This is a genomic window from Burkholderia sp. BCC1644 (assembly GCF_902833225.1).
Classification (GTDB): Bacteria; Pseudomonadota; Gammaproteobacteria; order Burkholderiales; family Burkholderiaceae; genus Burkholderia.
The window spans coordinates 168,644-180,871 of record NZ_CADFEI010000012.1 but is presented as its reverse complement, the minus strand read 5'-3'; the positions used below and the strand labels follow the sequence as shown (position 1 = coordinate 180,871).

General features: G+C 68.4%; 9 protein-coding genes. 1 reads left to right on the top strand and 8 read right to left on the bottom strand.

Annotation, left to right across the window (positions count from 1 at the left end; genetic code table 11):
* Window positions 1-265: 265 nt before the first annotated feature.
* From HWX87_RS24115 to HWX87_RS24090, 6 genes are all read right to left on the bottom strand, one after another.
* The gene (locus tag HWX87_RS24115; protein WP_176049619.1) at window positions 266-3,469 is read right to left on the bottom strand and encodes an error-prone DNA polymerase; all 3,204 of its coding nucleotides are present in this window, start codon (window positions 3,467-3,469) and stop codon (window positions 266-268) included.
* Window positions 3,470-3,475: 6 nt separating this feature from the next.
* The gene (locus HWX87_RS24110; RefSeq protein ID WP_176049618.1) at window positions 3,476-4,981 is read right to left on the bottom strand and encodes a DNA polymerase Y family protein; all 1,506 of its coding nucleotides are present in this window, start codon (window positions 4,979-4,981) and stop codon (window positions 3,476-3,478) included.
* Entirely contained in the window at window positions 4,914-5,621 is a 708-nt protein-coding gene (imuA, locus tag HWX87_RS24105; RefSeq protein WP_176049617.1) for a translesion DNA synthesis-associated protein ImuA, read from the bottom strand. Before imuA ends, HWX87_RS24110 begins: the two co-directional genes overlap by 68 nt.
* Window positions 5,622-5,899: 278 nt before the next feature.
* Entirely contained in the window at window positions 5,900-6,694 is a 795-nt protein-coding gene (locus HWX87_RS24100) for an ABC transporter ATP-binding protein (protein ID WP_176049616.1), read from the bottom strand.
* 1 nt (window position 6,695) lies between these two features.
* Window positions 6,696-7,592, bottom strand: a complete 897-nt coding sequence (locus HWX87_RS24095; protein ID WP_176049615.1) for an ABC transporter permease — start codon at window positions 7,590-7,592, stop codon at window positions 6,696-6,698.
* A gap of 136 nt (window positions 7,593-7,728) precedes the next feature.
* Window positions 7,729-8,694, bottom strand: a complete 966-nt coding sequence (locus HWX87_RS24090; RefSeq protein WP_176049614.1) for an ABC transporter substrate-binding protein — start codon at window positions 8,692-8,694, stop codon at window positions 7,729-7,731.
* 333 nt (window positions 8,695-9,027) lie between these two features.
* Here HWX87_RS24090 and HWX87_RS24085 point away from each other — a divergent pair, with 333 nt between their 5' ends.
* The gene (locus tag HWX87_RS24085; RefSeq protein WP_176049613.1) at window positions 9,028-9,336 is read left to right on the top strand and encodes a VF_A0006 family four-cysteine protein; all 309 of its coding nucleotides are present in this window, start codon (window positions 9,028-9,030) and stop codon (window positions 9,334-9,336) included.
* Window positions 9,337-9,436: 100 nt separating this feature from the next.
* Here the strand turns inward: HWX87_RS24085 and HWX87_RS24080 are convergent, their stop codons facing one another.
* Together HWX87_RS24080 and HWX87_RS24075 are read right to left on the bottom strand one after the other, a co-directional pair.
* Complete coding sequence (locus tag HWX87_RS24080; protein WP_174986233.1) at window positions 9,437-10,252, bottom strand: MetQ/NlpA family ABC transporter substrate-binding protein; 816 nt, start codon at window positions 10,250-10,252, stop codon at window positions 9,437-9,439.
* 204 nt (window positions 10,253-10,456) lie between these two features.
* A complete protein-coding gene (locus HWX87_RS24075) occupies window positions 10,457-12,094 on the bottom strand; it encodes a methyl-accepting chemotaxis protein (protein ID WP_176049612.1) in 1,638 nt (545 codons plus the stop codon).
* Between the last annotated feature and the right edge of the window lie 134 nt (window positions 12,095-12,228).

The window sequence follows — 12,228 nt, the reverse complement described above, 5'->3', positions numbered from 1 at the left end:
TAACCACCATAATACCAGTCAACGAACTGGTATTAGCCTCGCGAAAATCCCCGCAAGCCTTGCCCCGCAAGCGTTTTAGTAGCAGCAAAGCCTTTGTTTACAACGAAGTACGGGATAGGGATTTACCCGAATTGGTATGCAAGGGGACAGTTCCAGGGCCGGATTTGCCGGGTCTGGAGGGCTGGAAACGATACCGAAATAGAACCAGTTCGGCCGATTGGTATGCACCGGACTGCAGCCCACGGGCAGCGTGCCGGCGCTTGCGTCAGTGGAACTCGCGGCTCGACGTGCGCAGGCCGCCGAGCAGCGGCGTCAGATCCTCGAAATGCTGCACGACGAGGTGCCTCACGTCGCTTGCGACCTGCCACACGCCGGACGCCGCGAGCAGCCGCGAATCGAGGGTTTCGCGGCGCTGCCGCGCAAGCAGCTCGGGCCGGACGATCAGGTTCACGCAACCCGTTTCGTCCTCGAGCGTCATGAACATCACGCCTTTCGCGGTGCCCGGCATCTGCCGTGCGGTCACGAGCCCGCATGCGCGCGCAAGCCGGCCGTCGGGGCGGTCGTGCAACTCGGCCGCGGACGACAGCCGCCGCGCGCGCAGCGCAGGCCGCAGCAACGCGACGGGGTGGCGGTTCAGCGTGAGGCCGGTGGTGTGATAGTCGGCGAGGATGTCGTCGGCTTCCGACGGTGCGCCGAGCGCGGGCTTCTCTTCCTCGTCGATCGGCGCGGTCGCCAGCAGGTCGCGCTCCGGCGCCGCAGCAACGGCCTGCCACAACGCGTCGCGGCGATGGCCGGCGAGCGCCGCGAGCGCGTTCGCGGCGGCGAGTGCTTCGAGGTCGCGGCGTTCGAGTTGCGCGCGGCGTGCAAGGGTGTCGACGTTGTCGAAGGGGCCGGCTGCGCGCGCGATTTCGATGCGGCGCGCGGCGGCTTCGCCGAGGCCGCGCACGAGCGACAGGCCGAGCCGCACGGCAGGCTGGCCGTGCGGCGGCGGCTGATCGGGCAGCGCTTCGAGCGAGGCCTCCCAGTTGCTTTGCGTCACGTCGATCGGCATGACCTGCACGCCGTGGCGCTTCGCATCCTGCACGAGTTGCGACGGCGGATAAAATCCCATCGGCTGGCTGTTCAGCAGCGCGGCGAGGAAGATTGCCGGTTCATGGCATTTGAGCCAGCTGCTCGCGTAGGCAAGTTTCGCGAAGCTCGCTGCGTGGCTCTCGGGGAAACCGTAATCGCCGAAGCCCTTGATCTGCTCGAAGATCTGTTCGGCGAACTCGGGCGGATAGTCGCGCTCGCGCATCCCGTCGACGATCTTGCGGTGATATTGCTCGAGATTACCCTTGCGCTTCCAGGCGGCCATCGCGCGACGCAGCTGGTCGGCTTCGCCGGGCGTGAAGCCGGCCGCGATCATCGCCACCTGCATCACCTGCTCCTGGAAGATCGGCACGCCCTGCGTGCGTTCGAGCGCCGGCTTCAGGTCTTCCTTTGGATAACTGACCTTTTCGATACCCTGCCGCCGCTTCAGATAGGGATGCACTGCCCCGCCCTGGATCGGCCCCGGCCGCACGATCGCAACCTCGATCACCAGATCGTAATAGGTGCGCGGCCGCAGGCGCGGCAGCATCGACATCTGCGCGCGCGATTCGATCTGGAACACGCCGACCGTGTCGGCACGGCAGATCATGTCGTAGGTTGCTTTGTCATCCTGCGGAATGTGCTTCAGCGTGAACGGCTCGCCGTCCGGCTCCGGCGGCCCGCGCCACGCGGTGCGCAGGTCGAATGCGCGATGCAGCGCCGACAGCATGCCGAGCGCGAGCACGTCGACCTTCATCAGCCCGAGCGCCTCGAGATCGTCCTTGTCCCACTGGATCACGCGCCGCCCGTCCATCGCCGCGTTCTCGACCGGCACGAGCCGTGTGAGCTTGCCGCGGCTGATCACGAAACCGCCCGAGTGCTGCGACAGGTGGCGCGGAAAGTTGAGCAGCCGCGCGGCGAGCTGGGCCCACGCCTGGATGAGCGGCGTCTGCGGATCGAGCCCGATCGTCGAGAATTGCTGAAGCAGGTCGCGGCTACCGTCGAACCAGCGATGCCCTTTCGCGACGCGATCGATCAGCATCGGATCGACGCCGAGCGCCTTGCCGGTTTCGCGCAGCACGCCGCGCGGACGATAGGTCGAGACGGCGGCAGCGAGTGCTGCGCGGTTGTGCCCGTATTTTTCGTAGATGTGCTGGATCACCTCTTCCCGGCGCTGATGCTCGAAATCGACGTCGATGTCGGGCGGCTCGCCGCGCTCCGCGCTGATGAAGCGCTCGAACAGCATCGTGCTCTGCTCGGGATTCACTTCGGTGATGCCGAGGCAGTAACAGACGACCGAGTTCGCGGCCGAGCCTCGGCCCTGGCACAGGATGTTCTGGCTGCGCGCGTATTTGACGATGTCGTAGACGGTCAGGAAGAACGGTTCGTAGCTCAGTCGTGCAATCAGGTCGAGTTCATAGCGGATCTGCTTCTCGACTTTCTCCGGAATACCCTGCGGATAGCGTTCAGCCGCCCCTGTCCGGGTTTCCTGTTCCAGATAGCTCGTCGGCGTGAGCCCCTTCGGCACGATCTCGTCGGGGTATTCGTAGCGAAGCGAGCTGAGTTTGAAATCGCACGCATCGAGAATCGCGCAGGTCTCCGCGATCTCGTCCGCCGAGTACAACTGCCCGATGCGCTGTCGCAAACGCAGGTGCTGTTCCGCATTCGGCGCCAGTGCATAACCACACTCCGAAACCGGCATCCCGACGCGGATCGCCGTCATCACGTCCTGCAGCTCCTTGCACGAGCGCCGATGCATCGTCACGTCGCCCAGCGCGACGATACGCACGCCACGCCGTTCACCCGCCGCGCGAATCTCCTCGCGCTGCGCGCCATCCAGCGCACGCTGCAACTGCACGAGCCCGAGCCGCGCACGTTCGCCGAACGTCGCGCGAAACCACGCGACCTGTGCATCGAGCACGTCCGCGCGTACCGGGTACGCGGGCACGAGAATCGCGAAGCAGTCGGGCATGCCGCGCAGGTGTGCGAACTCCGCAGGCGGCGCCGACAGCATCCGCGACGTCAGCGTGTAGGTGCCCTTCGGCGACGCCATCCGCCGCCATGAAATCAGCTCGGACAGATTGCCGTACCCCTCGCGATTCTGTGCAAGCAGCACGAGCCCGAACGCACCGGGGCCCGGATCGTGGCCGGGCGCGACGTCATCCGGCGTGACTTCGAAGTACGAGCCGATGACGAGCGGCAGCCCTTTCTCCTTCGCCGCGACGTGCATGCGCGGCGCGCCTGCCAACGAGCATTCGTCGGTGATCGCGATCCCGCGATAGCCGAGTTCCGCCGCACGCTCGACCAGTTCGTCCGCATGCGACGCGCCATGCAGGAACGAAAAGTTCGAACGGCAGAACAACTCCGCGTAATCGGGCAGCCAGCTGAATTCCGCAACCATCTCCGTTCACCCGAACAGGCCGTGCAGGAACCAGTGCGGCTCGGACTCGCTCCCCGCCCGCTCCCTGAACACCCAATAGCACGCACCGGCTTCGTCCTGCGCGACGTGGTAATCGCGAGCGGCGAGTTGACCATCGAACCACCCGGCCTCGATCCGCTCCGCCGACGACATCATCCTCAGCGGCGTATGAAATACCGGCCGGTTCTCGCGCATCAGCAACGGCAGCGGCTCGGCGAGCAGCCACGCGGGCCTCGGCGGCACCGCAGGCGGCCCGCCGGCCGGCTTGCCGGCCGGCGCATCGAGCGGCAGCCAGCGGTTCGCGGCCTCGGGCCGGTGATCGGCAACCGGGGCCGCACGCAATACGTTCTCCGCACCCAGCCGCGCGACCAGCAATTCGAACAACCGCGCACGCGTCTCGCGCGTACCGCCCGGCTCGGGGAAAAGATCGTCGGCCGGCGGCGCAACCGACTCGACGCGCGTGGCCTTCAGACGCACCGCGATCACCGCGGCCGGCAACTCGACGCGTGCAAGCCGCTCGCCGAGCAGCCGCATGAAGTGCGCCTCGTCGCGCACGGGCGCGGCGAACGCGAGTTCGAGCGGCGTCGGCGGCACGGCCTGGCGGCCGCGCTCGTGTTCGAGATCGAACGTCATCGCAGCCAGCGACAACTGCCGCGCAGCGAGCCAGCCGCATAGCTGCACGACGAGCCGGCGCGCGGCGAACAGCACGGCTTCCGCGTATTCGACGCGCTCCGGCAATTCGAGCCGCACGTCGAACACGGGCGGCACCGCCATCCACGCCAGCGGCTCGACCGCGTCGCCGTATGCGCGATCGAGCGCGGCCAGCAACGCGGGGCCGCAGCGGCGCTGCAACCCCGCGCGCGGCAGGCCGCGCAGATCGGCGAGCGTGCGGCAGCCGAGGCCGTCGAACCAGCCCGCATACGGACGCGCATCGGGCAGCAGCACGCAGGGCAGCCGGTCGAGCGAGCGGACGAGCGAGGCCTGCCCAGCGACGCGGCGCCGGATGCGCGCACGCGCCGACGTGCGCGCGAGCAGCCACGCGCCGCGCCCGGTCGGCGCGGCGGACAGGCGCGCCGCATAGCCGAGCGCCGCGAGCGTCGCGCGCACCTGGCGGCACAGCGACGGCAGGCCGCCGAACAGGCGCAGGCTCGGACCGACGTCGACGATCAGCGTGGCTTCGTCGTCGAGCGCGACGCACGGCGAAAAGCGCAGCAACGCGAGCGCGACCGCGCGCAGCGCATCGGCCTCGCGCGCGGGATCGCGTTCGACGAGCCGCGTGTGCGGCGCGAGCGTGAGCACGCCGCCGCGCTTCATGCCCGCGCGCACGCCATGCCGGCGCGCACGCGCATCGGCAATCAGCACGACGCCTTGTTCGAGCACCGCGCAGCCTGCTTCGTCTGCTTCGTCCACGCCTTGCGCCGCGTCGTCAGACGGCGGCGGGGCGCACACGTCGAGCGGCAGGCGCGGCAGATGGATGCCGAGCAAGACGCGCATAGCGGCTCTCCACGATGGGCGACGGCAGGTCGAGCACGAGCGGCTCGCTGCGCGCGGGGCCGCGACGCTTGACGATGTCGAGCGACACGCCGCCCGGCACCGGATACAGCGCGACGCGCAGCACGGCCGGCGACGGTTGCCGCGCAGCCGACAGCGGCCGCAGCATCACGAACAATGTGTCGCCCGTGCGGGCGGCCGCGAGATGCAGGCGCCGCAGCGCATCGGGCCGCGCGTCCTGCCAGAGCAGCAGCGCGCCGCAACAGCCGGTCTTGAGCGCCTGCTCGGCGGCCCACAACGCATCGGTGCGACTGCCGGCGCGCAGCCACAGCAGCGCGTCGGCCGGCACGCCGAGGCTGGCGAGCGCGGTGGCATGCGGCGACTGCGGCGGCGCGACGAGCGCAAGCGGCCGCCGGGCGCTGACGGTGCGTGCAAGCGCGGGCGCGAGCAGCCGCATTTCGCCACTGCCCGGCTGCGCGGCCAGCAGTTCGACGAGCCCGCCGACCGGCCAGCCGCCGCCCGGCAACTCGGCCGACAGCGATGCGAAGCCGGTATCGATCGTGCGCGGGCCGCCGCGCGCGAGCTGGGAACCACGCCAGAGGGACGGATGAAGGGATTCGGGAGAAATGGAGGATGCGAGCATGACGCCACCCACAACTGTATGGATATACAGTATATGGCAATGTGCTCGCGTCGCACAGCACCGGTGCGAAACCGGTTTTCGTCAGAGGAAAAACGACGGGAAAGCCGGTACGGCCGTCATGTTACGCCGCACCGGAGCAGGCGTGGCCGGATCGCGCCGCCCGAACGCGCGCCACCGCCCTCCGGCCCGAATCGCCGGGCCGGCACACCAATCCGCCGGCGAACCGGCACGATGCAGCACTCCGCACCGCGCCAGCCCGCCGGCCCGCCTGCCGCCCGTCAGCCGAGCAGCAATGCGTCGTCGTCGAGCTGCTCGTGACGCACCTTCTCGAACATCTGCAGCAGGTCCGGCACGTCGAGGCCCTTGCGCGCGTCGCCCGACACGTCGAGCACGACCTGCCCCTGGTGCAGCATCACCGTGCGGTCGCCGTAGTCGAGCGCCTGCCGCATGCTGTGCGTAACCATCATCGTCGTCAGCTTGCTCTCGGCGACGATGCGCGCGGTCAGCTCCAGTACGAACGCGGCCGTCTTCGGATCGAGCGCGGCCGTGTGTTCGTCGAGCAGCAGGATCCGCGACGGCCGCAGCGACGCCATCAAGAGGCTCACGGCCTGCCGCTGGCCGCCGGACAGCAGCCCGATCCGGTCGGTCAGCCGGTTCTCCAGCCCGAGGTTCAGGAGCCGCAGCTTGTCGCGGAACAGCTCGCGCGACGGCCGGTCGAGCGCCGCGCGGAAGCCGCGCCGCACGCCGCGCGCCATCGCGAGCGCCATGTTCTCCTCGATCGTCAGCGCCTCGCAGGTGCCGGCCATCGGATCCTGGAACACGCGCGCGACGAGGTGCGCGCGATCCCACGCGGCCTTGCGCGTCACCTCCGTGCCGTCGATCGCGATGCGCCCCGCATCGACCGGCTGGTCGCCGCTGACCGCATTGAGGAAGGTCGACTTGCCGGCGCCGTTCGAGCCGATCACCGCGACGAACTGGCCGTCGGGAATCTCGAGCGACAGCCCGCGCAGCGCGCGCGTCTCGATCGGCGTGCCGGGATTGAACGTGAGTTTGAGATCTTGTGCGGACAGCATGTCAGGCCCCTCCGTTCTTGCGCGCGAACAGCTTCTTGCGCGTCGCCGGCAGCACCAGCGCGATCGTGACGAGCGCGGCCGTCACGAGGTTCAGGTCCTGCGCCTTCAGGCCGATGAATTCGCTGTTCAGCGCGAGCGCGATGAAGAACCGGTAGACGATCGCGCCGAGCACGACGGCGAGCGTCGTCAGCACGAGCCGGCGCGCGGGCAGCAGCGTCTCGCCGATGATCACGGCGGCCAGCCCGATCACGATCGTGCCGATCCCCATCGAGATGTCCGCGCCGCCTTGCGTCTGCGCGAACAGTGCGCCTGCGAGCGCGACGAGCGCATTCGACAGCGCCATCCCGGCCAGCGTCGCGCGGCCGGTCGCGATGCCTTGCGCACGCGCCATCCGCGGGTTCGCGCCGGTCGCGCGCATCGCGAGGCCGAGCTGCGACGAGAAGAACCAGTCGAGGCCGAGCTTCGCGACCACGACGACGATCGCGAGCAGCGCCGGGCGCAGCACGTAGTCGGGCATCCAGTCGGGCTGCAGCACGGTGAACAGCGTCGGCTCGGTGATCAGCGGCACGTTCGGCCGGCCCATGATCCGCAGGTTCACCGAATAGAGCGCGATCATCATCAGGATACTGGCGAGCAGATCCATGATCTTCAGGCACACGTTCAGCCAGCCGGTGATGAAGCCGGCCGCCGCGCCCGCGACGATGGCGAACAGCGTCGAAGTGAACGGGTCGTAGCCGGCCGAGATCAGCGTCGCGGCGACGGCGCCGCCGAGCGGAAAGCTGCCGTCGACGGTGAGGTCGGGGAAGTTGAGGATGCGGAACGAGATCAGCACCCCGAGGGCGACGAGACTGAAGATCAGGCCGATCTCCAGCGCGCCCAGAAACGAGAACAGAGACATGATGGGGAAATCCTGTTGCTTCCCGGCCGGACGTGTACGGCCGGGCGAAGCGAACGGGCGGCTCCGGGTGGGAGCCGCCCGTCCGGCGAGGTCGCTCAGGCCCGGATCGGGCCTGCAAGCGCGGCGGTCGGGCCGCTTACTTGATGACCGTCTTCGCGTCCTTGAGCAGGTCCGGCGCGAGCGTCACGCCCTGCTTCGCGGCCGCGCCCGTATTCGCGAACAACTCGAGATTGCTGCTCGTCTCCGACGCGATCGCGCCCGGCTTCTCGCCCTTCAGGATGCGCGCGACGACCTTGCCCGTCTGGCGGCCGAGGTCGCCGTAGTTGATGCCGAGCGCCGCGATGCCGCCGCGCTTCACGCTGTCGGTGTCGCCCGCGACGAGCGGGATCTTCGCTTCGTTCGCGACCTTCACGAGCGCTTCGTACGCGGACACGACGTTGTTGTCGGTGTTCGTGTAGATCACGTCGACCTTGCCGATCAGGCTCTTCGCGGCCGGGCCGATGTCGACGGTACGCGGTGCGGCCGCTTCCTTCAGCGTCATGCCCTGCTTCGCGAGGATCTCCTTGAGCTCCTTCACGACGACGACCGAGTTCGCCTCGCCCGGGTTGTAGACCATGCCGACCGTCTTCGCATTCGGCACGACACGCTTGATCAGCGCGACCTGGCGATCGAGCGGCAGCTTGTCGGACACGCCCGTCACGTTGGTGCCCGACGGGCCCCAACCCTTCACGAGCTGCGCGGCGACCGGATCGGTGACGCCCGAATAGACGACCGGCACGCTCTTCGTCGCGGCGACGACCGACTGCGCGGCCGGCGTCGCGATCGCGACGATCACGTCGGGCTTGTCGCCGACGAACTTGCGCGCGATCTGCGCGGCCGTGCCGGTGTTGCCCTGTGCGCTCTGGTATTCCCACTTGAGCCTGTCGTCGCCGTAACCTTCCGCCTTCAGCTCGGCGCGCACGCCGTCGCGGATCGCATCGAGCGCCGGATGGTCGACGATCGACAGTACCTTGACGGTCTGTGCATGCGCGGCACCGGCCAGCGCGAGTGCGGCCACGCCGGCCGTGATCGAACGGATCGCGAAAGTCTTGAATCGCTTCATGGGTGAGTCTCCCCCGTATTGTGTCGGTTCTGGATGATGGATTCCCGCCGCCGTCGGGCGGGCGCCGCCGCGCGTGCGATACGCCGGCGATCGGCCCGCGCACGCTCCGGGAAAGCGTGCAGCGGCGAACGCACGAGGATACCATTTCCGCAGACCACCGCCTGACTCCGCGCTTTCGCGCGACACGCCGGATCGCAGCTCGCGCCGACGCCCGGCGACCGCGTGCAAGGCCCGCCCGGCGGCGGCTCCGGCCCGCGTCGGCCAACGCGTCAGCCGTGCTCGCGGCTTTACGTTATGCTGTCGGCCGACCCAATCCACTCCATCGGAGGGCAGATGAAACGGGGGATCCGAGCCATCGTATTCGCGGCCGTCGCGCTGGCGCTGCCGGGTGCGGCGTTCGCGCTGACCGACGGCAGCGCGCAATACGACGACTGCATGCTCAACGCGCTGCGCGAAAGCCGCAACGGCGCGGCGGCGCAGCTGATCCAGCGCTCCTGCGACGCGCTGTATCGCAACAACGCGATGCTGCTGCCGCGCGAGCGGCGCTTTCACGAGTGCGTCGTGCAGTCGCTGCCGGGCGTGCGCGACAACTATGCGATCCAGCAGATCATGTCGATCTGCTCGCGGCGCGGCGAGATGTGAACGGACGCCGGACGCCGGACGCCGAACACCGGGCGCCAATGAAAAAGGGCCTGCGCGATGCAGGCCCTTTTCGTTCAGCGGTCCGACCGGTGTGCGGCGTTCAGAACGACGCGACCATCGAGCCCTTGAACTGCTTCTTGATGAATTCCCGCACTTCCGGCGACTGGTACGCCTTGACCAGCTTCTTCACCCACGGCTGATCCTTGTCCTTCGCGCGCACGGCGATCAGGTTCGCATACGGGCTCGTCAGCGCTTCGAGTGCGATCGCGTCCTTGGTCGGCTGCAGGTTCGCGGCCAGCGCGTAGTTCGTGTTGATCACGGCTGCGTCGACGTCCGACAGCACGCGCGGCAGTTGCGCGGCGTCGAGTTCGGAGATCTTCAGCTTCTTCGGGTTCTCGGCGATGTCGAGCACCGTCGCGTTGTTGCCGCCCGTGCCGGCGCCCGCCTTCAGCTTGATCACGCCTTGCGTCTGCAACAGCAGCAGCGCGCGGTTCTCGTTCGACGGATCGTTCGGCACCGCGAGCTTCGCGCCTTGCGGCAGGTCCTTCAGCGCCTTGAACTTCTTCGAGTACACGCCCATCGGCGAGATGTAGGTCAGGCCGGCGCTGACGATCTTGTAGCCGCGCTGCTTCACCTGGCTGTCGAGGTAGGGCTGGTGCTGGAAGCTGTTCGCGTCGAGGTCGCCCGAGTCGAGCGCAGCGTTCGGCTGCACGTAGTCGTTGAACTCGATGACCTTCACGTTCAGGCCTTCCTTCTCCTTCGCGACCTTCTGCACCAGCTGCCACACTTCCGAATCCGGGCCGGCGACCGTGCCGACCTTGATCACCTTGTCTTCGGCGTGCGCGCCTGCCGACAGCGTCAGCGCTGCGCCGGTGGCCAGCACGGAAAATACCTTCAGGAGACTGCGACGCTTCATCTGTTTCTCGCTTTCTTGCTTACTGGAAATGGGGCGCGATACGGGTAAGCCCCGACTCGCAGGAAGGGGCAAATGGTGTCACAGGATCGGCGGGAAGTGAAATACATCCCGCTCATATGGGTATGCACCGCAGCGGTGCCGGCGGCCGTCGCGCGACTTGGCCGTTAGTTGCGTTTCAACGTGTCGCGCATCGGCCGGCACGCGTCACATCACCACCGCCTCGTCGGCCGCCTTCGTGCCGAACGCGGGTTCGGCCACCCGCTCGCCGGCCCGGCGCGACGCCAGCCCGCCCGCGTCGCTGACGCGGAACGCGCCGACCGCATCGCGCAGCCGCGCGGCCTGTTCCTGCAGCGACGCGGCCGCCGCCGCGGCCTCCTCGACGAGCGCCGCGTTCTGTTGCGTCACCTGGTCCATCTGCGTGACCGCGCGCCCGACCTGCGTGATGCCGCTCGCCTGCTCCTCGGACGCGGCCGCGATCTCGCCCATGATGTCGGTCACGCGCGCGACGGCCTGCAGGATCTCGCCCATCGTCGTGCCGGCCTGGCCGACCAGCGTCGACCCGTTGCGCACGCGCTCGACCGACGCGACGATCAGCTCGCGGATCTCCTTCGAGGCCGTCGCGCTGCGCTGCGCGAGCGAGCGCACTTCGCCCGCGACCACCGCGAAGCCGCGGCCCTGCTCGCCCGCACGCGCGGCTTCGACCGCCGCGTTCAGCGCGAGGATGTTGGTCTGGAACGCGATGCCCTCGATCACGCCGATGATGTCGGCGATCTTGCGCGAGCTGTCGTCGATCTCGCCCATCGTGCCGATCACGCGATTCACGACGTCGCTGCCGGCGCGCGCGATGTCCGATGCGCTGTTCGCCAGCCCGCTCGCCTGCCGCGCGTTGTCCGCGTTCTGCTTCACGGTCGCGGTCAGCTGCTCCATGCTCGCGGCCGTTTCTTCAAGCGACGCGGCCTGCTCCTCGGTGCGCTGCGACAGGTCGTCGTTGCCGGCCGAGATCTGGCGGCTCGCCGACGCAATCGATTCGGCCGACTGGCGGATCCCGCCGATCGTCGCCTGCAGCCGCGCCTGCATGTCGTGCATCGCGGCCATCATGCTCGTGCGGTCGCCTGCGCGCACGGGTACCGGCTGCGTCAGGTCGCCCTGCGCGATGCGCGCCGCGAGCGCGGCCGCTTCGTCGGGCTCGCCGCCCAGGCTGCCGCGCACGTTGCGGATGATCACTAGCATCGCCGCGCTGATCACGAAGCCGATCACGAACACCACCGCGAGGTGGACCAGAAGCGTCCGGTAATAGAGGGTGTCGATGTCCTTCAGGAACACGCCGCTCGAGATGTTCCAGTCCCACGGCGCGAATCGCGTGACGTAGCTGATCTTCGGCACGGCCGTCTCGCTGTGCGGCAGCCGCCCGCGATATTCGGCGAAACCGCTGCCGGTCGCCTGCGCGGCGTTCAGGATCGTCACGAACAGCGGCTTGCCGTCCGGATCGAGATAGTCGCCGACCTGCGTGTTGACGAGTTTCGGCAGCGTCGGATGCATCAGCACGACCGGCTTAGAGTCCATCACGAACACGTAGCCCGAATCGCCGTAGCGCATCGCGGCGAGACTCGCGAGCGCGTCGCGCTTCGCGTCGGCCTCGGGCAGCGTACCGCTCTGCGCGAGCGCGTGATACGCCTTCACGATGCCGGCCGCCGAATCGACGAGATTCGCGATGCCCGCCTTGCGTTCGTCCAGCATCGTCGCGCGCGTCTCGTACGCGCTCCATGCGCCGACGCCCAGGAGACCGATCCATACCAGCGCAAGCGCGAGCCACAGCTTGCGATTCAAACTCATTCTGCTCATCTGCGTGCCTTTGTCGATGTCGATGCGCGCGAACGGCCTGTCCCGCGCAAACGTTGCTCTTTTATTTACGGCAACGAGGCTTACAACTTGAATACGCGACGGCACGGCGAGCTGGCGGGCGACGGACCGTGCCG

Coding starts and splice junctions, on each gene's coding strand:
- HWX87_RS24115 (WP_176049619.1), bottom strand. CDS start 3,469: ATGGTTGCGGAATTCAGCTGGCTGCCCGATTACGCGGAGTTGTTCTGC.
- HWX87_RS24110 (WP_176049618.1), bottom strand. CDS start 4,981: ATGCGCGTCTTGCTCGGCATCCATCTGCCGCGCCTGCCGCTCGACGTG.
- imuA (WP_176049617.1), bottom strand. CDS start 5,621: ATGCTCGCATCCTCCATTTCTCCCGAATCCCTTCATCCGTCCCTCTGG.
- HWX87_RS24100 (WP_176049616.1), bottom strand. CDS start 6,694: ATGCTGTCCGCACAAGATCTCAAACTCACGTTCAATCCCGGCACGCCG.
- HWX87_RS24095 (WP_176049615.1), bottom strand. CDS start 7,592: ATGTCTCTGTTCTCGTTTCTGGGCGCGCTGGAGATCGGCCTGATCTTC.
- HWX87_RS24090 (WP_176049614.1), bottom strand. CDS start 8,694: ATGAAGCGATTCAAGACTTTCGCGATCCGTTCGATCACGGCCGGCGTG.
- HWX87_RS24085 (WP_176049613.1), top strand. CDS start 9,028: ATGAAACGGGGGATCCGAGCCATCGTATTCGCGGCCGTCGCGCTGGCG.
- HWX87_RS24080 (WP_174986233.1), bottom strand. CDS start 10,252: ATGAAGCGTCGCAGTCTCCTGAAGGTATTTTCCGTGCTGGCCACCGGC.
- HWX87_RS24075 (WP_176049612.1), bottom strand. CDS start 12,094: ATGAGCAGAATGAGTTTGAATCGCAAGCTGTGGCTCGCGCTTGCGCTG.